Source organism: Pseudomonas soli (genome assembly GCF_900110655.1).
Taxonomy (GTDB): Bacteria; Pseudomonadota; Gammaproteobacteria; order Pseudomonadales; family Pseudomonadaceae; genus Aquipseudomonas; species Aquipseudomonas soli.
Map to the genome: position 1 here is coordinate 104,411 of NZ_FOEQ01000014.1, position 19,408 is coordinate 123,818.

At 64.9% G+C, this 19,408-nt stretch carries 16 protein-coding genes and 1 riboswitch; of the genes, 13 read left to right on the plus strand and 3 right to left on the minus strand.

The genetic code is table 11. The features are described 5' to 3' along the window. Positions 1 to 57 precede the first annotated feature (57 nt). Positions 58 to 948 carry a LysR family transcriptional regulator gene (locus BMY03_RS23220; RefSeq protein ID WP_094012388.1) on the plus strand — a complete coding sequence of 297 codons (891 nt, stop codon included), beginning with the start codon at positions 58 to 60 and terminating at the stop codon, positions 946 to 948. Between the two features lie 38 nt (positions 949 to 986). Further along, positions 987 to 2,258: a lipid IV(A) 3-deoxy-D-manno-octulosonic acid transferase gene (gene waaA, locus BMY03_RS23225; RefSeq protein ID WP_094012373.1), complete on the plus strand. Its 1,272-nt coding sequence runs from the start codon at positions 987 to 989 to the stop codon at positions 2,256 to 2,258. A 77-nt stretch (positions 2,259 to 2,335) separates the two neighbouring features. On the opposite strand, the gene BMY03_RS23230 is transcribed toward waaA, so the two are convergent. Beyond that, a complete protein-coding gene (locus BMY03_RS23230; protein WP_023632667.1) occupies positions 2,336 to 3,769 on the minus strand; it encodes a TolC family outer membrane protein in 1,434 nt (477 codons plus the stop codon). 158 nt (positions 3,770 to 3,927) lie between these two features. After that, a riboswitch (TPP riboswitch) is annotated at positions 3,928 to 4,034 on the plus strand. A gap of 157 nt (positions 4,035 to 4,191) precedes the next feature. On the opposite strand from BMY03_RS23230, the gene thiC reads away from it, so the two are divergent. Together thiC and cytX are read left to right on the plus strand one after the other, a co-directional pair. Further along, complete coding sequence (thiC, locus tag BMY03_RS23235) at positions 4,192 to 6,072, plus strand: phosphomethylpyrimidine synthase ThiC (RefSeq protein ID WP_094012374.1); 1,881 nt, start codon at positions 4,192 to 4,194, stop codon at positions 6,070 to 6,072. Positions 6,073 to 6,208: 136 nt separating this feature from the next. Next, positions 6,209 to 7,492, plus strand: a complete 1,284-nt coding sequence (gene cytX, locus BMY03_RS23240; RefSeq protein WP_038706900.1) for a putative hydroxymethylpyrimidine transporter CytX — start codon at positions 6,209 to 6,211, stop codon at positions 7,490 to 7,492. On the opposite strand, the gene BMY03_RS23245 is transcribed toward cytX, so the two are convergent. Further along, entirely contained in the window at positions 7,461 to 8,207 is a 747-nt protein-coding gene (locus BMY03_RS23245) for an RsiV family protein (RefSeq protein ID WP_023630806.1), read from the minus strand. The two genes, cytX and BMY03_RS23245, sit on opposite strands and share 32 nt — an antisense overlap. A gap of 184 nt (positions 8,208 to 8,391) precedes the next feature. Here BMY03_RS23245 and BMY03_RS23250 point away from each other — a divergent pair, with 184 nt between their 5' ends. The 9 genes from BMY03_RS23250 to BMY03_RS23290 all read left to right on the plus strand — a co-directional run bounded on the left by BMY03_RS23250 (position 8,392) and on the right by BMY03_RS23290 (position 17,691). Continuing rightward, positions 8,392 to 9,009 (plus strand): NUDIX domain-containing protein, encoded by a 618-nt coding sequence (locus BMY03_RS23250; RefSeq protein ID WP_094012375.1) that lies wholly within the window; start codon positions 8,392 to 8,394, stop codon positions 9,007 to 9,009. Beyond that, entirely contained in the window at positions 9,000 to 9,452 is a 453-nt protein-coding gene (locus BMY03_RS23255; RefSeq protein WP_023630808.1) for a DUF1249 domain-containing protein, read from the plus strand. The genes BMY03_RS23250 and BMY03_RS23255 overlap by 10 nt, the downstream gene beginning before the upstream one ends. A gap of 85 nt (positions 9,453 to 9,537) precedes the next feature. Further along, positions 9,538 to 10,341, plus strand: coding sequence for a 3',5'-cyclic-AMP phosphodiesterase (cpdA, locus tag BMY03_RS23260; protein ID WP_094012376.1), 804 nt, complete (start codon positions 9,538 to 9,540; stop codon positions 10,339 to 10,341). A 149-nt stretch (positions 10,342 to 10,490) separates the two neighbouring features. Further along, positions 10,491 to 11,099: a YqiA/YcfP family alpha/beta fold hydrolase gene (locus tag BMY03_RS23265; RefSeq protein ID WP_038707608.1), complete on the plus strand. Its 609-nt coding sequence runs from the start codon at positions 10,491 to 10,493 to the stop codon at positions 11,097 to 11,099. Positions 11,100 to 11,132: 33 nt separating this feature from the next. Then, positions 11,133 to 13,037, plus strand: coding sequence for a DNA topoisomerase IV subunit B (gene parE, locus BMY03_RS23270; RefSeq protein ID WP_023630810.1), 1,905 nt, complete (start codon positions 11,133 to 11,135; stop codon positions 13,035 to 13,037). Then, positions 13,034 to 14,020 carry an esterase-like activity of phytase family protein gene (locus BMY03_RS23275; protein WP_094012377.1) on the plus strand — a complete coding sequence of 329 codons (987 nt, stop codon included), beginning with the start codon at positions 13,034 to 13,036 and terminating at the stop codon, positions 14,018 to 14,020. Before parE ends, BMY03_RS23275 begins: the two co-directional genes overlap by 4 nt. Further along, complete coding sequence (locus tag BMY03_RS23280; protein WP_094012378.1) at positions 14,017 to 14,535, plus strand: retropepsin-like aspartic protease family protein; 519 nt, start codon at positions 14,017 to 14,019, stop codon at positions 14,533 to 14,535. The genes BMY03_RS23275 and BMY03_RS23280 overlap by 4 nt, the downstream gene beginning before the upstream one ends. Positions 14,536 to 14,545: 10 nt before the next feature. Further along, entirely contained in the window at positions 14,546 to 16,804 is a 2,259-nt protein-coding gene (gene parC, locus BMY03_RS23285; RefSeq protein WP_094012379.1) for a DNA topoisomerase IV subunit A, read from the plus strand. A 176-nt stretch (positions 16,805 to 16,980) separates the two neighbouring features. Beyond that, positions 16,981 to 17,691 carry a PqiC family protein gene (locus BMY03_RS23290; RefSeq protein ID WP_038706898.1) on the plus strand — a complete coding sequence of 237 codons (711 nt, stop codon included), beginning with the start codon at positions 16,981 to 16,983 and terminating at the stop codon, positions 17,689 to 17,691. Positions 17,692 to 17,871: 180 nt separating this feature from the next. Here BMY03_RS23290 and BMY03_RS23295 read toward each other — a convergent pair whose 3' ends face one another. After that, positions 17,872 to 19,323 carry a histidine kinase gene (locus tag BMY03_RS23295; RefSeq protein ID WP_094012380.1) on the minus strand — a complete coding sequence of 484 codons (1,452 nt, stop codon included), beginning with the start codon at positions 19,321 to 19,323 and terminating at the stop codon, positions 17,872 to 17,874. Between the last annotated feature and the right edge of the window lie 85 nt (positions 19,324 to 19,408).

The window sequence follows — 19,408 nt, forward strand, 5'->3', positions numbered from 1 at the left end:
GAGGATCCAAGGATGCGGTAAAGTCATTACCTATCTGATATGGAGATAGGTTGAATGATGACCGAGCACTGGAACCTGGAACAGTTGCGTCTTTTCGTGCGGGCGGCGGAGCTGCGTTCGTTTTCCGCAGTGGCCCGTGAGCAGCACAAGGCGCAGTCGGCGGTGAGCAACGCCATCGCCCTGCTCGAGACGGACCTGGGCGTGACGCTGTTCGAGCGCAGCAGCGGCCGCCAGCCACGCCTTACCGAAAGCGGCACCGCGCTGCTGGAGGACGCCCGCGAGCTGTTGCGCCAGTGCGAGCGTCTGGACGGTCGGGCACTTGCGCTGATGCGTGGCCAGGAAGCGCTGCTGCGGGTGGCCCAGGACGAAGCCATGCCCTATCAGCCGGTGATCGACAGCCTCGACGAGTTGGCGGCGCGCTATCCCTACCTGGAGGTGCAGCTGGCCAGCGGTGCCCAGGGCGATGTGGCGCGCAAGCTGGTGGAGCGGCGCGCCGACCTGGGGTTGTTCTTCCACCACGAAAGCATTCCCGCCTCGCTGGAGAGAAGGGCCCTGGGCAGCGTCGAGATGGTCACGGTATGCGCCATCGACCATCCCTTGGCGAACCTGGCCAAGGTCAGCCGCCAGCAGTTGGCCCGCCATCGCCAGCTGCTGATCACGCCGCAGCAGAGCGGCTACCCCGGCGGCGAGGCGATCAGTCCACAGGTCTGGCGTGCCGACAGCTTCTATGCCATGGCCGAATTGCTGATGCGCGGCCTGGGCTGGGCCTGGCTGCCGCGTCATGTGGTGCAGTACCCCACTTACCAGGCGCAGATGGTCGAGCTGGACAGCGAATGGCGCCCGCCGGCGCTGGTGGCGGAGCTGGCCTGGCGCCGCGACGAGCCCTTGGGCCCTGCGGCGCAGTGGCTGGCCGAGCGCTTCGCCGTGCACCTGCGGGCCATTGGCTGACAGGCCTTTTCATCCAGTTCCTAGTAAACTCCGCCGCCATGAACAGAACCCTCTATACCCTGCTTTTCCATCTGGGCCTGCCGCTGGTCGCGCTGCGCCTGTTCCTGCGCGGGCGCAAGGCGCCGGCCTACCGTGCGCGTATCGCCGAGCGCTTCGCTTGTGGCTTGCCACCCATGCGCCAGGGCGGTATCTGGGTGCATGCGGTTTCGGTGGGCGAGAGCATCGCCGCCGCGCCATTGGTCCGGGCGCTGCTCAAGCAGTATCCGGACCTGCCGATCACGCTGACCTGCATGACCCCGACCGGCTCCGAGCGTATCCGTGCGATGTTCGACGGCGAGCCACGGGTGCAGCACTGTTACCTGCCGTACGACCTGCCATGGGCGGCGGGGCGTTTTCTCGACCATGTGTGTCCGCGCCTGGGCATCATCATGGAAACCGAGCTGTGGCCCAACCATATCCATCAGTGCGCCAGGCGCGGTATTCCGGTGGCGTTGGCCAATGCGCGGCTGTCCGAACGCTCGGCCCGAGGCTATGCGCGCTTCGCTGGTCTGACCCGGCCGATGCTCGAGGAGATGAGCCTGATTGCGGTACAGACCGAAACCGAGGCCGAGCGTTTCCGATCGCTCGGTGCGCGCCAGGCGTGCGTGCAGGTGACCGGCTCAATCAAGTTCGACCTGAAGGTCGACGGCCAGTTGATGCCTCGCGCCCGGCAGTTGCGCGAGCAGTGGGGGGCCAGTCAGCGCCCGGTATGGATCGCCGCCAGTACCCACGATGGCGAGGATGGGTTGATCCTCGAAGCCCACCGGCAACTGCTGAGCGTGCACAGCGATGCCCTGTTGGTACTGGTCCCGCGCCATCCCGAGCGGTTCGCGGCGGTACATGAACTGTGCGGCGGCCAGTTCTCCACGGTGCGTCGTTCGACAGAAGATGCCGTGACGGCGCAGACCCAGGTGTTGCTCGGCGACACCATGGGTGAATTGCTGTTCCTGTACGCCCTGGCCGATATCGCCTTCGTCGGTGGCAGCCTGGTCCCCACGGGCGGGCACAACCCGTTGGAGCCGGCGGCGCTGGCGCTGCCGGTGCTCATGGGGCCGCATGTGTTCAACTTCCTCGAAATCAGCGCGATGCTGCGCGAGGCGGGGGCGTTGCAGCAGGTGGACGATGCCGAGGGCCTGGCCGCGGCGGTGCGTCGCTTGGTCGAGCTGCCGCAGGATGCGCGGCGCATGGGCGAGGCGGGTAGGGCGGTGATGCAGGCCAATCAGGGGGCGTTGCAGCGGTTGCTCGATGGGCTGGCGCGGCTTCTGAGTTGATGATCAACCTGTAGGCGCGGTTGTTGTGGGAGCGAGCTTGCCCCCACGAAGCCCGCCCTACAGGTAGTGTGTTGCCTTCAAGGCCGGCGTTCGAAGTTTTTCGCCGCCGCCGCCGCCAGGTCCGGTGGCAGGAAATCCTTGTCCGGGTTGTAGTCGGCCTTCAGGTACCGTCCCAGGTCCTGCAGGTCTTGCGGGCTCAGGGTGCCAGCCGCCTGCTTGAGACGCAGGTTGTCGAGGATGTAGTCGTAGCGGCTGTTGTTGTAGTCGCGCACCGAGGTGTACAGCTGGCGCTGCGCGTCGAGCACGTCGACGATGTTGCGGGTGCCGACCTGGTAGCCGATCTCGGTGGCTTCCAGAGCGCTCTGGTTGGAGATGATCGACTGCTTGCGCGCCTGGACCTGTTCCACGTCGGTGTTCACCGCGCGGTGCAGGTTACGGGTGTTCTCCACCACTTGTCGGCGCAGGCTTTCGCGTTGCTGCTCGCTCTGGGTCAGGCGCGCATAGGCCTCGCGTACCTGGGAGCTGGTCAACCCGCCGCTGTAGATCGGAATGTTCAGTTGCAGGCCGACGCTGGTCTGCTCCACGTCGCCGCCGTAGCGCACGCCGTTCTGCGAAGGGTTGGTGAACCCGAGGTTGTCGTTGTCGCCCTTCTGGTACTTGGCCACGGCATCCAGGGTTGGCGCATGGCCGGCCTTGCGCTGGCGCACGGTCTCTTCGGCGGCCGCCACGGCATGGTTGGTGGCCTGCAGGTTGAGGTTCTGCCGCCCGGCGGTCTCGACCCAGGCCTTGGCGTCATTGGGCGTCGGCACCTGCACGGGCAGGGTGTGGACCACGCCCTGGATCGCACTGTATTGGCGGTTGGTCAGGGTGATCAGGGCCTCGAAGGCATCCTGCACCTGGCGCTCGGCGATGATCCGGTTGGCCCGGGCCGTGTCGTAGCTGGCCTGGGACTGGAGCACATCGGTCTTGTCCGAAAGGCCGACATCGAAGCGTTCGTTGGACTGGTCGAGCTGGCGCTTGAAGGCCGCCTCTTCGGCCTTGGTCGAGGCCAGGTTGTCCTGGGCGCGCAACACCGCGAAGTAGTTCTCGGCGCTCTGCAGGATCAGGTTCTGCTCGGTGGCCGACAGTTCCAGCGCGGCCTGCTCGTTGACCGCTTCGGCAGCCTGCAGCTGGAACCAGCGGTCGGCGCGGAAGATCGGCTGCGCCAGGGTGGCGCTCCAGGCATTGCCGCTACGGTTGGAGGTGATCGACGGCTCGTCGAGCTTGGTGCGGGTATTCATCATCTCGGCGCCAGCCGAAAGGTTGGGCAGCAAGCCGGCGCGGGCCTGGGGCACCACCTCGCGGCGGGCGCCGTAGTCGGCGCGGGCGGCGGCCAGGTCGGCATTGTTGTCCACCGCTTCCTGGTAAACGCTGACCAGGTCGGTCTTCACCGTCGTGGGCGTATCTACTGCCCAGGCCACTCCGTTGGACGCACAAGACACGGCAATCGCCAGTGAGAGTTTGCGCAGCATAGGGCAATCCTTGATCAAGATGTATTTACTGTACTGTCGGGTACCGAGCACGCCAGTGTAGTGCCGCGCGCCGCCCTCAACAATCCGTCACGTGTGCCATTTATCACGCCAGGGATTTACCCGCTTGGCTTTGCCAACCACTCCAGTCTAGACTGCGCAGGTTCTTGTCGGGGTGCCTTGATGCAAAGGCTGAGATCGCAAAGTTGCGGATCCCGTTGAACCTGATCAGGTTAGCGCCTGCGTAGGGAACAAGATTGCTCTCATGTCCCGGGAGCCTCTTGTGCCAGGTCCGGGATCGCCACAGCTGCTTGCAGCCCACGGCACCCCTTGTCCGGCACTGCACCCGTCAACACGGGTGCGTCCGCGCCTTTCAGGTTCACCCCGACATTCCGCCCGCTAGGAAGCTGTCTGGAGAGCCTGTGATGAGCAAACAAGAAAAAACGATCAGTCTGAGCGAGTCGGCCCAAGTCGACCAACAGTCCGTGCAACCGCTGCCCAATTCGCGCAAGGTCTATGTCGAAGGTTCGCGCCCCGACATCCGTGTGCCCATGCGCGAGATCAGCCTGCATGACACCCCCACCGACTTCGGCGGCGAAAAAAACGCCCCGGTGCTGGTGTATGACACTTCCGGCCCGTACACCGACCCTAACGTCATCATCGACGTGCGCAAGGGCCTGGGCGATGTGCGCTCGGCCTGGATCGACGCCCGTGGCGATACCGAGCGCCTCGAAGGCCTGAGCTCGAACTTCGGCCAGCAGCGCCTGAACGACGCTGAGCTGGCCAAGCTGCGCTTCGCCCACGTGCGCAACCCGCGCCGGGCCAAGGCTGGCGCCAACGTTTCGCAGATGCACTACGCGCGTCAGGGCATCATCACCGCCGAGATGGAATACGTCGCCATCCGTGAGAACATGAAACTGCAGGAAGCCCGCGCCGCCGGCCTGCTCAGCCAACAGCACGCGGGGCACAGCTTCGGTGCCAATATCCCGAAAGAGATCACCCCCGAGTTCGTTCGCGAGGAGATCGCCCGCGGTCGTGCGATCATCCCGGCCAACATCAACCACACCGAGCTGGAGCCGATGATCATCGGCCGCAACTTCCTGGTGAAGATCAACGGCAACATCGGCAACAGCGCCCTGGGTTCCTCCATCGAGGAAGAAGTGGCCAAGCTGACCTGGGGCATCCGCTGGGGTTCGGACACGGTCATGGACCTGTCCACCGGCAAGCACATCCATGAGACCCGCGAGTGGATCATCCGCAACTCGCCGGTGCCGATCGGTACCGTGCCGATCTACCAGGCCCTGGAAAAGGTCAACGGCGTTGCCGAAGACCTGACCTGGGAGCTGTTCCGCGACACCCTGATCGAACAGGCCGAGCAGGGTGTGGACTACTTCACCATCCATGCCGGCGTCTTGCTGCGCTATGTGCCGCTGACCGCCAAGCGCGTCACCGGCATCGTCAGCCGTGGCGGCTCGATCATGGCCAAGTGGTGCCTGGCGCACCACAAGGAAAACTTCCTGTACACGCACTTCGACGAGATCTGCGAAATCATGAAGGCCTATGACGTCAGCTTCTCGCTGGGCGACGGCCTGCGTCCGGGCTCGATCGCCGACGCCAACGACGCCGCGCAGTTCGGTGAGCTGGAAACCCTTGGCGAGCTGACCAAGATCGCCTGGAAGCACGACGTGCAGTGCATGATCGAAGGCCCCGGCCATGTGCCTATGCAGTTGATCAAGGAGAACATGGACAAGCAGCTCGAATGCTGCGACGAGGCGCCGTTCTACACTCTAGGCCCGCTGACCACCGATATCGCTCCGGGCTACGACCACATCACCTCCGGCATCGGCGCGGCGATGATCGGCTGGTTCGGCTGCGCCATGCTCTGCTACGTCACGCCCAAGGAGCACCTGGGCCTGCCGAACAAGGACGACGTCAAGACCGGGATCATCACCTACAAGATCGCCGCCCATGCCGCCGACCTTGCCAAGGGCCACCCGGGCGCGCAGATCCGTGACAACGCGCTGTCCAAGGCGCGCTTCGAGTTCCGTTGGGAAGACCAGTTCAACCTCGGCCTGGACCCGGACACCGCCCGTGCGTTCCACGACGAGACGCTGCCCAAGGAGTCGGCCAAGGTCGCGCACTTCTGCTCGATGTGCGGGCCGAAGTTCTGCTCGATGAAGATCACCCAGGAAGTGCGTGAGTACGCGGCCAAGATCGAGACCGTGGACGTGACAGTCGAACAGGGCATGCGCGAGCAGGCCGAGCGGTTCCGCCAGGAAGGCAGCCAGTTGTACCAGAAAGTCTGAGTAGCAGACCCAGGCGGTGCGCGATGCGCACCGCATCGCTGGCAAGCCAGCTCCCACAGAGACTGTGATGCGGCCCCTGTGGGAGCTGGTTTGCCAGCGATGGGTTCACCCCAACTCTTCCGTCGAGCGCCCGAGCATGACCACTCCCAGCCACTTCTCTCCCGACCACCCGGTACCCTCCCACCATCGCCAGTTCGGCGCCCGCGACCTGTTCTCGCTGTGGTTTTCCCTTGGCATCGGCCTGATGGTCCTGCAGGTCGGCGGCCTGCTGGCGCCGGGGCTGGGCCTGGCGGGCTCGATCCTGGCGATCACCCTGGGCACGGCGGTAGGGGTATTGCTGCTGGCGGCGGTGGGGGTGATCGGTAGCGATACCGGCCTGTCGGCCATGGCGACCTTGCGCCTCACGCTCGGTAGCCATGGCGCGCGCCTGCCGGCCTTGCTCAACCTGCTGCAACTGGTGGGCTGGGGTTCGTTCGAGATCATCGTCATGCGTGATGCCGCCAGCCTGCTGGGCGCACGCGCGTTCGGCGAGGGCAGCGGCTGGAGCAGCCCGCTGCTGTGGACCTTGTGCTTTGGCGCCCTGGCCACTCTGCTGGCGGTCAGCGGGCCGCTGGCGTTCGTGCGCAAGGTCTTGCGCAAGTGGGGGATCTGGCTGCTGCTGGGCGCCTGCGCGTGGTTGACCTGGAACCTGTTCGCCAAGGCCGACCTGGCCGATCTGTGGCGACGCCCTGGGGATGGTTCGTTGTCCCTGGCCCTGGGTTTCGACATCGTGATCGCCATGCCGCTGTCTTGGCTGCCGCTGATCGCCGACTATTCACGCTTTGGCCAGCGCGCCATCCGCGTGTTCGGAGGTACCGCGCTGGGCTTCTTCATCGGCAATGCCTGGCTCATGAGTCTGGGCGTGGCCTACACCTTGGCGTTCGCGCCCAGCGGCGAGGTGAATGCCCTGCTGTTGGCACTGGCCGGCGCCGGGCTGGGGATCCCGCTGCTGCTGATCCTGCTGGACGAGACGGAGAACGCCTTTGCCGATATCCACTCGGCGGCGGTGTCCACCGGCCTGCTGGTGAAAATGAAGGTCGAGCACCTGGCCCTGGCGATTGGCGTGCTGTGCACGCTGATCGCCTTGCTGGCGCCGCTGGGCCAGTACCAGAACTTCCTGTTGCTGATCGGCTCGGTGTTCGCGCCCTTGTTCGGCGTGGTGCTGGTGGATCACTTTGTGCTTCGCCGCCGTCGCCTGCCGGCGATGGTCGAGGGTTTGCACTGGCAGGCGCTGCTGGCCTGGGGCGCGGGAGTGGCGGCCTATCACCTGATGGCCAGCCAGGCGCCGGAGCTGGGGGCGACCCTGCCGGCACTGTTGCTGGCAGGGGTACTGCATTTGCTGCTATCGCTCAGCCGCGGCCGGGAAACAGCTCGGGCTTGATCACGCCATTGAGGCGCGGGTAGGGGATCTTCAGCTCGACATGGCCCATGGAGTAGGGCGCAATGGAGTAGACCTCGTACTTGATCACCACCGCGCCGTAGGTCAGGGCGATGTGCGGGGACTGCTTGAACGGCCAGGTCTTGACGAACTCGGGGTCCTTGTCCATGCCGGTGCTGATCAGCCAGGCGCGGTGAGACTCCTCGGCGGTCTTCCAGAAGGTCGCCTCCTGGCCGGGCACCAGCATGTCGTCAAGGGTCAGTACCTTGTCCAGCTTGCGTGAATAGTTGATGAAGCCGCGCCCAGGCATGCCGTGGGCACCGCCGCTGTCGAGGTAGCTGGACAGCTCGACGATCACCAGCCCGTCATGCTGCTCGCGTACCTTGGCCTGCAGATAGGTGCTGTTGCGCTTGTCGGCGCGAGCGAGGTACTGCTGCTCATAGGCTTGCAGCGAGGCTGGCGGGGTGCCGCGCTGGTTGTCCTCGGTCAGCATCAGCAGGCGCTTCTCGACAATGTCGTCGAGCTTGGGCAGGGCTGGGAAGTGCACGACGTCAATGTTGACCAGCGGGCAGTCGCTTTCGCTGCAGCCGGGTTTGACGTGCTCCCAGGCCTCGCGCTTGACCTCGAGCGGGGCCCGGTAGTTGGGCGTGAACAGGCTCTGGCAGGCGCCGAGCGCCAGTGCCAGGACGGCCACGGAAGTCAGTTTGACAAGCGTCATGTTGCCTCTTTCACAACGGTGATGATCGGCCTTGGACCGCCTGCGCGGCCTTCAGTTCGCCACTAAGCTAACAGAGAGTGACACGCCTGTCCCGGCTGCCCGAACGGTCGACGGAAAGGGATGAAACCGGGCCGTGCGCAGAGTAGGATTGCGCGATGCGGTAAACGAGGCATGAGGAGTTTGCATGACGGACACGCACAATACAGTGCCTACCCAAGTCGAGATCTCTCGGCGGGAGCCGCTGTTCAAGGGTTTTTACAAGCTCGACAAGCTGCATCTGCGTCATGAGCTGTTCGCCGGCGGCATGAGTCGTGAGTTCACCCGTGAGCTGTTCGTGCGCCATGACGCGGTCTGCGTGCTGCCCTACGATCCACAGCGCGACGAAGTGGTGCTGATCGAGCAGTTTCGCGTTGGCGCCATGGGCAAGGTGGCTAACCCCTGGCTGATCGAGATGGTCGCCGGGCTGATCGACAAGGACGAGCAGCCCGAGGAGGTTGCCCACCGCGAAGCCGAGGAAGAAGCGGGCCTGGCCTTCTCGGCGCTGTGGCCGATGACCAGGTACTTCCCGTCACCGGGCGGCAGCGACGAGTATGTCCACCTGTTCCTGGGCCGTTGCGTTAGCGAGGGTGCCGGTGGCCTGCATGGCCTGGAAGAGGAAAGCGAAGACATTCGCGTGCGCGTGTGGTCGTTCGAGGATGCCCTGCAGGCCGTACGCGATGGGCGTATCTGCAACGCCGCCACGATCATCGGGTTGCAATGGCTGGCGCTGAACCGAGACGAAGTACGAGGTATGTGGAAGTGAACCTGCTGCGCGAGCGCTATCGAGTCGACCTGGTCGGGCTGCAATCGGCCTGCGAGGCCAACTATGCCCGCCTGATGCGCCTGTTGCCCGACATGCGCACCACGCAGAGCTCGCGTCGTATCGGCATGACCCAGGGCGACCAGATGCTCGGTGTGCTGGTGCTTGAAGTGCTATTGGCCTGCCCCTACACCACCACGCTCAAGGTGCGCCAGGAGCACAGCCTGCCCTGGCTGCCGGTGCCCGAGCTGGAGGTGCAGGTCTACCATGACGCGCGCATGGCCGAGGTGGTCAGTGCCGAGCATGCGCGTCGCCTGCGCAGTATCTACCCCTATCCCAACACGGCGATGCACCAGCCGGACGAGAAGGCCCAGCTCAATCTGTTTCTCGGTGAATGGCTGAGCCACTGCCTGGCCTGCGGCCACGAACTGGAAGCCGTGCGCTGAAATGTGATGCGCGTCGGTTTCGAGTATTTGCTCGAAAGCGATCCGCCGCCATAATCCGTGCTGAATCCGTTCGAGGAGACGGCCGTTGCCGCAACCACTTTCACCCCCGTCACCTGTCCATGTGGTGCAACTGACCGATGCCCATCTGTTCGCCGACCCGGCGGGCACCTTGCTGGGCCTCAATACCCGCGCAAGCCTTGGGCACGTGGTCGGCCAGGTTCGCCGCGAACAACCGCGCATCGACCTGCTGCTGTGCACGGGCGATCTTTCCCAGGATGCCAGCGTCGAATCCTACGCGGCCTTTCGCGAGCTCACGTCGACGCTCGGCGCGCCAGCGCGCTGGCTGCCGGGTAACCATGACGAGGCGCGGGTCATGGCAGAAGTGGCGGCGGAACTGGTGCAGGCAGTGACCGATATTGGTGCCTGGCGCATCGTCATGCTCGACTCGGCAGTGGTCGGTGCCACCTTCGGTCTGTTGGCCGATGACCAGCTGGTCGTGCTGGACCAGGCGCTGAGCGGTGCGGACGAGCGCCATTGCCTGGTGTGCTGCCATCACCAGCCGGTGGATATCGGTTGTGCCTGGATCGCGCCGATCGGGCTGCATAATGCCGATGAACTGTTGCGGCGTCTGCGCAGTTATCCACAGGTGAAGGCGCTGCTGTGGGGGCATATCCACCAGGAATGGGACGAAGTGCGTGACGGCATCCGTTTCCTCGCCACGCCTTCGACCTGCATCCAGTTCGCGCCGCGCAGCGAGGACTTCAAGGTGAGCGAGGAGCAGCCGGGTTACCGCTGGCTTCTTCTGCATGCCGACGGGAGGTTGGAGACCGGGGTGGAGCGGGCGCGGGATTTCGTGGTGACGCTGGATTTCGACAGCCCAGGCTATTGAGAGGCCGCTGCGCTGCCTTTGGGAGCTGGCCTGCCAGCGAAAGGGGCGCAGAGCGCCCTGTCATTTGAAGAATTTGTTGCGAAAATCCCCAGGCTGCGCCAATGACCATCGAACACGCTACACTGCGCGTCTTTGCGTCCGGGGGCAGCATGTCGGGTTCCATCCTCTATATCCATGGCTTCAACAGCTCGCCGCTGTCGACCAAGGCACGCCAGCTCGAAGCGGTGATGCAGCAGCTCGACCTGTCCGAGCAACTGCGCGTTCCGGCCCTGCACCATCATCCACGCCAGGCCATCGCCCAACTGGAGACGGCAATCGCCGAGCTCGGCGCGCCCTTGCTGGTCGGCAGCTCCCTCGGCGGCTACTATGCCACCCACCTGGCCGAGCGACACGGGCTCAAGGCGCTGTTGATCAACCCGGCGGTGGCCCCGCACAAGCTGTTCGACGGTTACCTCGGCACCCAGCGCAACCTCTATACCGATGAAGCCTGGGAGCTCACCCACGACCACGTGGACGCCCTGGCCGAACTGGAAGTACCGGCACCGCAGGATGCTGCCCGCTATCAAGTGTGGTTGCAGACCGCCGATGAAACCCTGGACTATCGCCAGGCCGAGCGCTACTACCGTGCTTGCGCCCTGCGGATCCAGGCCGGTGGTGACCACAGCTACCAGGGCTTCGCCGAACAATTGCCGGCACTGCTGGCGTTCGCCGGCATTGCCCGCGGACAGTACGCGGCACTGGACTTTTCTGTATTTTGACTTTTGCATTCACCAGACTGACGACGAGAACCCATGGCCAATCCCAGCGCTAGCGCCTATAACGCAGACGCCATCGAAGTCCTCTCGGGCCTTGACCCGGTCCGCAAGCGACCGGGCATGTACACCGACACCAGCCGGCCCAACCACCTGGCCCAGGAAGTTATCGACAACAGCGTCGACGAAGCCCTGGCCGGCCACGCCCGTTCGGTACAGGTCGTCCTACACGCCGACCATTCCCTGGAAGTCAGCGACGATGGCCGCGGCATGCCCGTGGACATCCACCCCGAAGAGGGTGTTTCCGGTGTTGAACTGATCCTCACCAAGCTGCACGCCGGGGGCAAGTTCTCCAACAAGAACTATCAATTTTCCGGCGGCCTGCACGGCGTCGGCATCTCGGTGGTCAACGCCCTGTCGAGCCAGGTACGCGTGCGCGTCAAGCGCGACGGCAACGAGTACCAGATGACCTTCGCCGACGGCTTCAAGGCCAGCGAGCTGGAAGTGGTCGGCACCGTCGGCAAGCGTAACACCGGCACCAGCGTGTACTTCAGCCCCGATCCGAAGTACTTCGATTCGCCGAAGTTCTCCATCAGCCGCCTCAAACACGTACTCAAGGCCAAGGCGGTATTGTGCCCGGGGCTGTCCATCAGCTTCGAGGACAAGGGCACCGGCGAGAAGGTCGAGTGGCACTACGAGGACGGTCTGCGCTCCTACCTGGTCGATTCGGTCAGCGAGTTCCAGCGCCTGCCCGACGAGCCGTTCTGCGGCAGCTTGGCCGGTAACAAGGAGGCCGTGGACTGGGCCTTGTTGTGGCTGCCGGAAGGTGGCGACAGCATCCAGGAAAGCTACGTCAACCTGATCCCCACCGCCCAGGGCGGCACCCACGTCAACGGCCTGCGCCAGGGCCTGCTGGACGCCATGCGCGAGTTCTGCGAGTTCCGCAACCTGCTGCCGCGCGGGGTCAAGCTGGCCCCCGAGGACGTCTGGGAACGCATCAGCTTCGTGCTGTCGATGAAGATGCAGGAGCCGCAGTTCTCCGGCCAGACCAAGGAGCGCCTGTCGTCCCGCGAGGCGGCCGCGTTCGTTTCCGGCGTGGTCAAGGACGCCTTCAGCCTGTGGCTCAATGCCCACCCCGAACTGGGCATGCAGCTGGCGGAACTGGCCATCAGCAACGCCGGCCGGCGCCTGAAGGCGAGCAAGAAGGTCGAGCGCAAGCGCATTACCCAGGGCCCTGCATTACCGGGCAAGTTGGCCGATTGCGCCGGCCAGGACCCGATGCGCGCCGAGTTGTTCCTGGTCGAGGGTGACTCGGCCGGTGGCTCGGCCAAGCAGGCACGGGACAAGGAATTCCAGGCCATCCTGCCGCTGCGCGGCAAGATCCTAAACACCTGGGAGGTTGATGGCGGTGAAGTCCTGGCCAGCCAGGAAGTGCACAACATCGCCGTGGCCATCGGCGTCGACCCGGGCGCAGCCGACCTCTCGCAGTTGCGCTATGGCAAGGTCTGCATCCTTGCCGACGCCGACTCCGACGGCCTGCACATCGCCACACTGCTGTGCGCGCTGTTCGTCCAGCACTTCCGCCCGCTGGTCGAGGCCGGGCACGTGTACGTGGCCATGCCGCCGCTGTACCGCATCGACCTGGGCAAGGAGATCTACTACGCCTTGGACGAGGCCGAGCGTGACGGCATCCTCGACCGCCTGGTCGCAGAGAAGAAGCGTGGCAAGCCACAGGTCACCCGATTCAAGGGCCTGGGCGAGATGAACCCGCCGCAACTGCGCGAAACCACCATGGACCCCAACACCCGGCGCCTGGTCCAGTTGACCCTGGACGATGTACAGGGCACCACCGAGATCATGGACATGCTGCTGGCCAAGAAGCGTGCGGGTGATCGCAAGAGCTGGCTGGAGACCAAAGGCAACCTGGCCGAGGTCCTGGTTTGATTCGTCCGTTGCTCCTGGCCTGCCTGGCGTGGTTTGCCCTGCAGGCCCAGGCCGGCGACTGGCCGCAGCTCAAGCTTAGCGCCGAGCATGCGGTCGATGGCATGCGCGGCGGTAACCTGTCGGGCCTGGCCTGGTGCCGTGGGGCATTGTGGGCGGTGTCCGACCGCGATGACGACCGGATCTACCGCCTCGACCAGGAGGGAGCGACGTGGCAGGCCCAGCCACTGACCTTCACCCCGCCGGCGGCGCCAGACACCGGCCTGCCATGGGGGCTCAAGTCGCGCAACTGGGCGGCGTCCTACATCCGCGGCGGCGAGCTGGATTTCGAGGGCATCACCTGCGATCAGGCCGGCAACCTCTATATCGTCAGCGAGTCCCACGCTGCCGTGCTGCAGTTGCCGGTGGACGGTGAACCGGACTGGCTGAAAATCGACCAGGCCATGGTGCGCCAGGCGCGGGCCAGCGGCATGTTGCTGCATTTCAACGCACTGTTCGAGGGGCTGGCGATCAACCCGGCGGGCGATCGCCTGTGGCTGGCAGCCGAGCGCGAGCGTCGCGGCCTGCTCGCGGTGCAGCGCCAGCAATCGGTGTGGACCTGCGGGCGCGGCTGCGTGCTGCTCAGCGAGGCGGGTGTCGAGATGCAGCCGCCACAGTTCCCCGAGTCGCGTCCGGTATCACGTGACTTTGCTGACCTGGCCTGGTTCGAAGGCAAGCTGTTCACCCTCGAGCGCAATGCCTACCGCATTTGCCGGCGGGATGCCGACACGGGCGCCGTGGAGCGCTGTTGGTCGTTCGCCGCCGACGCCCTGATGGAATCGCGGCGCTACTCGCAGTCCTACGGCCTGGCCGAGGCGCTGGTGATCGACAAGGGCGGCGCCTGGATCGGCGTGGACAACAACGACCGCCCGCGGGTGGATGGTGAAACACGGCCGATCGTCTGGCGCTTCGACGCGCCACAGGGCGGCTGGAGCGCCAAGCCATGAGCCAGCCACCGGGCAAGCGCGCGGGCAGGGTGTTGATGATTGTCGCCTGGGCGGCGGCGTTGTTCCTGGCCACGCGCTTTTTCGGGCAGTGGGAAAAACATCAGCAGAACCCCAACAGCGTGGTGAAGAGCGAGCAGGGCGACGGCTTCGTCGAGGTGCGTCTGTTGAGCAACGGTCAGGGCCATTTCGTTGCCGATGGCGCGATAAATGGGCGACGGGTGCTTTTCATGCTCGACACCGGCGCCACCGACGTGGCGATCCCCGAGGCACTGGCCCGCGACCTGGACCTGGCGCGTGGCGCCGCGGTGCAATTGAGCACCGCCAATGGCCGGACCCAAGGCTACCGTACGCGGCTCGACAGCCTGCAACTGGGCGATATCCACCTGCGCGACGTACGCGCGCTGGTGGTGCCTGGCCTGGATGGCCAGGGCGTACTGCTGGGAATGAGTGCCCTGAAACAACTTGAATTTACCCAGCGCGGCGGCACCATGCTGCTGCGCCAGAACCTGAAATGACGAGGCCCGCATGAGCGACTCACTCGAACTCAGTCTCGACGGCGTCGAACGCCGTTCCCTGGCTGAATTCACCGAACAGGCCTACCTCAACTACTCCATGTACGTGATCATGGACCGCGCCCTGCCGCACATCGGCGACGGCCTCAAGCCGGTCCAGCGACGCATCGTCTATGCCATGAGCGAGTTGGGGCTCGATGCCGACTCCAAGCACAAGAAATCGGCACGTACCGTCGGTGACGTGCTCGGCAAGTTCCACCCCCACGGCGACTCGGCGTGCTACGAGGCCATGGTGCTGATGGCCCAGCCGTTCAGCTACCGCTACACCCTGGTCGACGGCCAAGGCAACTGGGGTGCGCCGGACGATCCGAAGTCGTTCGCCGCCATGCGTTACACCGAGGCGCGCCTGTCGCGCTACTCCGAGGTGCTGCTCACTGAATTGGGCCAGGGCACCGTCGACTGGGTACCGAACTTCGACGGCACCTTGCAGGAGCCGGCCGTGCTGCCCGCGCGTCTGCCGAACATCCTGCTCAACGGCACCACCGGCATCGCCGTGGGCATGGCTACCGACGTGCCGCCGCACAACCTGCGCGAAGTGGCCAGCGCCTGCGTGCGCCTGCTCGACGAACCCAAGGCCACCATCGAGCAGCTGTGCGAGCATATCCAGGGGCCGGACTATCCGACCGAAGCCGAGATCGTCACCCCGCGCGCCGACATCCAGAAGATCTACGAGAGCGGCAAAGGCTCGATCCGCATGCGTGCGGTATACCGCATCGAGGACGGCGACATCGTCGTCACCGCACTGCCACACCAGGTCTCCGGCGCCAAGGTGCTCGAGCAGATTGCCGCGCAGATGCAGGCCAAGAAGCTGCCGATGGTCGCTGACCTGCGCGACGAGTCGGACCACGAGAACCCTTGCCGCATCGTCATCATCCCGCGCTCGAACCGCGTGGATGCCGCCGAGCTGATGCAGCACCTGTTCGCCACCACCGACCTGGAGAGCACCTACCGGGTCAACGTCAACATCATCGGCCTCGACGGCCGTCCGCAACTGAAGAACCTGCGGGCGCTGCTGCTGGAGTGGCTGGAGTACCGCATCGGTACCGTGCGACGCCGCCTGCAGCACCGCCTGGACAAGGTCGAGAAGCGCCTGCACCTGTTGGAAGGCTTGCTTACCGCGTTCCTCAACCTGGATGAGGTGATCCACATCATCCGCACCGAGGAGCACCCCAAACAGGCCTTGATCGCCCGTTTCGATTTGAGCGAGATCCAGGCCGACTACATCCTCGAGACCCGCCTGCGTCAACTGGCGCGTCTGGAAGAGATGAAGATCCGCGGCGAGCAGGACGAACTGCTCAAGGAACAGAAGCAACTGCAAGCGCTGCTGGGTAGCGACAGCAAACTGCGCAAGCTGGTGCGCAGCGAACTGATCAAGGACGCCGAGACCTACGGCGACGACCGCCGCTCGCCGATCGTCGAGCGCGCCGAGGCCAAGGCCCTGTCGGAAAACGAACTGATGCCGACCGAGCCGGTTACCGTGGTGCTGTCGGAGAAGGGCTGGGTGCGCTGCGCCAAGGGCCACGATATCGATGCCACGGGGCTTTCGTACAAGGCTGGCGACGGCTTCAAGGCCGCCGCCGCCGGACGTTCCAATCAGTTCGCCGTGCTCATCGACTCCACCGGCCGCAGCTACTCGCTGGCCGCCCACAGCCTGCCGTCGGCCCGTGGCCAGGGCGAGCCGCTGACCGGCCGCCTGACCCCGCCACCGGGCGCCACCTTCGAGTGCGTGCTGCTGCCGGAAGACGATGCCCTGTACGTTGTGGCCTCCGACGCCGGCTACGGTTTCGTGGTCAAGGGCGAGGACCTGCAGGCCAAGAACAAGGCCGGCAAGGGCCTGCTCAGCCTGCCCAATGGCGCCAAGGTGATGACCCCGCGTCCGGTGGCCGACCGCGAGCAAGACTGGCTGGCAGCGGTAACCACCGAGGGGCGCCTGTTGGTGTTCAAGGTCGCCGACCTGCCACAGCTGGGTAAAGGCAAGGGCAACAAGATCATCGGCGTGCCGGGTGACCGGGTGGCCAGCCGCGAGGAATACGTGACCGATCTTGCGGTGATCAGCGAGGGCTCGACCCTTGTATTGCAAGCTGGCAAGCGTACCCTTTCACTCAAGCCGGATGATCTCGAGCACTACAAGGGCGAGCGGGGTCGCCGTGGTAGCAAATTGCCACGCGGTTTCCAGCGCGTCGATGGGTTGCTGGTGGAAACCCCTGCTTGAGTGGATGGGCTGTCTGTTGCGGCGTTTTCGACGCCGCTTCGGGCGGAAATGCTGGAGTCGGGCGACCATTTCGCGGATGATAGGGCCCTCGTTGGCGCCGGCGTGGCCGAGTGCCCGGATGAATCTACATGAGTATCACTGCGGTCAGTCTACTGACGACCGCCTGGATGGGATGAATGAAATTTCTGCGCCTTCCATTTGCGCTGCTGATGACTGGCTTGCTGGGCTTGAGCGGGTGCAGCATGCACCAGCCGGTTGCCCTGTATCAGCTCGACAGCGGTGATCCCGGTCAGCCGACCCAGGCTGCGGGCATGGCGGTGGTGCTTGGCCCGGTATCGGTGGCCGATTACCTGCAACGCGAAACCTTTTTGCAGCGTCAGACCGATGGCAGCCTGACTGCAGCGACCGACGGTCGCTGGGCCGGCAGCCTTTCGTCGGATATTGACCAATTGCTGGTACGCCAGCTGGCCTGGCGCCTGGACAGCCAGCGCGTGGTGCTGGCGCCGGCAAGTGCCGGCTTCACGCCGGACGTGCAGGTGCTGCTGTCAATCACCCGCCTGGACTCGGGCAAGAACCAGCCGGCGATCCTTGATGCGCAGTGGCGCGTGTTGGACCGCCGTGGCCAGGTGCGTGACAACCGTATCGTCCACCTCGAACAGCCCCATGCCGGCAGCGAGTCGGCGCAGGTTCAAGCCCAGGGGCAGTTGCTGCAGAAGCTGGTCGAACAGCTCAGCACCACGGTCAAGCCGTTGGCCAACCAGCCGGCCATCGCCGAGGAGGCGCCACGCAAGCCGGCCGCGCCGGTGCAGGTGAAGAAAGAGCCGGAGAAGCCAAAGATTCCGATGGCTTCACCGATTCGTACCGATATGGAAGTGTTCCGCTTCTGATATCCGTAGCCACAAAAAAGCCCGCAGCGATGCGGGCTTTTTTGTGGGTCTCGCCATGTGATCGGGACGGCGTGGGAGTGGGCTTGCCCCACGATAGGGCTCGCCATACAGCAACATTGCCTGCCCCGATGTTATCGTGGGGCTAGCCCGCTCCCACACAGGCCTTGAATCAGCGTTGGCTCATGCGCGGCGCTCGTGCATCCGCGCCAGTTGGCGCTCCAGCATGGACGGGTAAGGCTCCATCAGGCGCTCGACACAGCACGCGCCCTCCGGGCTGGCGATCGGCCGGATACGCGCACGCTGGCGGATCAGAGCATCATCGCTGATACGGCGCTCCACGAGCAGCAGGTTGCGGCTGTGCTGCGACAAGGCCAGCGCGTCCTGGGCTTGTTCGGTCATCAGCAAGTCGACCTGATCCATGCCTTGCAGGTCGTCGGCCAGCACCAGGCCCAGCTGCAGTTGCAGGGTGATGCCGCTGTCGGCCACCTCGATCTGCAGGGCGTGGCCCAGGGCGCGTAGCAGCTCGCCACAGCAGATGGCGTTGGTGAGGTAGTCCTCGCCGCTGTCACGGCTGTGGAACAACAGCAGGGTGCTGCCGTCGTTCAAGGTATGGACTTCCCCTTCGTACAGCGAGGCGGCCTGGTCCAGGCAGTCGCGGTAGCGCTCCAGCAGTTCGGTCAGGCGAGTGCGTGGCAGGCGGCGCAGTTGCTCCTGGGAGCCCAGTTGCACGGCCAGCACGGCGCTGTGCTGCGGTTCGTCGGACTCAACGATGACGGGTTTGGCCGGCGCGCTTTGCTCATCCAGCAGATCGGCGAAGGCGTCATCGTCATCGTCTTGATCGGGTGCCAGCGCCGCTACCTTCGTGCGTGGCGCGGTCTTGGGAGCGGGCATGTCATCGAAATCGTCTGGCTCGTCTTCTTCTTCCGGTTCCGGAGGTGGCGGCGGGGCGAGGCGGGCGTGCAGCTGACGGGCCAGGTCGCCTATCTCGTCCTGACGCTCGATGCCCGGCGTGTAGGGGTGCGGATCACGCAACCAGACGCGCAGTTGCAGCAGCGGGGTGGAGATGAAACGACCCAGGCGCAGGCTGAGGGTCAGTGCCAGGGCCAACAGGATCGCGGCAAGGATACCCATGCTCTGCAGGCTGATCAGCATCGGTTGCTGGAACTGGCTCATGTCCAGGCTGATGCGCAACTGGCCGGCGGTCACGTCCTGGAAGGTGATCTTGGTCTGGTAGACCCCTTCGGTTTCGCCCAGCAAACTATTGCGTGGGCGCTGGCCGGCCTCGGCGAGGATGCGGTTGTCCACGCTGTAGATGGCGGCATGGGCCACCAGCGGGTTCTTCACCAGGTTGCCGAGCAGCACGTTGAGGCTGAGGATGTCGTTGGACACCAGCAGCTCGGTGGCCGATGTGGCCGTTTGCGTGGTCAGGCTCTGGCCAACGGCATCGGCTTGATCGTGCATGGCCTGCTTGAACTGCAAACCCATCACGCAGGCATAGATCACCAGGGCCAGGGCCACCAGGAAGATGTTATGGCAGGCAATGCGCAGGGCCAGTGGGATTCGGCGCTGGCTGAGGGCTCGGTAGATCATCAGGAAGAAGTTATCGGGTTTAACGGGCGTGGGCCGGTTCACAGAGCGCGGCTCTTCATGGCGAGAAAGTTGCTGGGCAGTATAGCGATACGTGTTTTGTCGGCAAAGTAGCGTTGGCGCCCGATGG

What these genes read in the sequence shown, in the direction of transcription:
- BMY03_RS23220 (WP_094012388.1), top strand. Translation starts at nt 58, where the DNA reads ATGACCGAGCACTGGAACCTGGAACAGTTGCGTCTTTTCGTGCGGGCG.
- waaA (WP_094012373.1), top strand. Translation starts at nt 987, where the DNA reads ATGAACAGAACCCTCTATACCCTGCTTTTCCATCTGGGCCTGCCGCTG.
- BMY03_RS23230 (WP_023632667.1), bottom strand. Translation starts at nt 3,769, where the DNA reads ATGCTGCGCAAACTCTCACTGGCGATTGCCGTGTCTTGTGCGTCCAAC.
- thiC (WP_094012374.1), top strand. Translation starts at nt 4,192, where the DNA reads ATGAGCAAACAAGAAAAAACGATCAGTCTGAGCGAGTCGGCCCAAGTC.
- cytX (WP_038706900.1), top strand. Translation starts at nt 6,209, where the DNA reads ATGACCACTCCCAGCCACTTCTCTCCCGACCACCCGGTACCCTCCCAC.
- BMY03_RS23245 (WP_023630806.1), bottom strand. Translation starts at nt 8,207, where the DNA reads ATGACGCTTGTCAAACTGACTTCCGTGGCCGTCCTGGCACTGGCGCTC.
- BMY03_RS23250 (WP_094012375.1), top strand. Translation starts at nt 8,392, where the DNA reads ATGACGGACACGCACAATACAGTGCCTACCCAAGTCGAGATCTCTCGG.
- BMY03_RS23265 (WP_038707608.1), top strand. Translation starts at nt 10,491, where the DNA reads ATGTCGGGTTCCATCCTCTATATCCATGGCTTCAACAGCTCGCCGCTG.
- parE (WP_023630810.1), top strand. Translation starts at nt 11,133, where the DNA reads ATGGCCAATCCCAGCGCTAGCGCCTATAACGCAGACGCCATCGAAGTC.
- BMY03_RS23280 (WP_094012378.1), top strand. Translation starts at nt 14,017, where the DNA reads ATGAGCCAGCCACCGGGCAAGCGCGCGGGCAGGGTGTTGATGATTGTC.
- parC (WP_094012379.1), top strand. Translation starts at nt 14,546, where the DNA reads ATGAGCGACTCACTCGAACTCAGTCTCGACGGCGTCGAACGCCGTTCC.
- BMY03_RS23290 (WP_038706898.1), top strand. Translation starts at nt 16,981, where the DNA reads ATGAAATTTCTGCGCCTTCCATTTGCGCTGCTGATGACTGGCTTGCTG.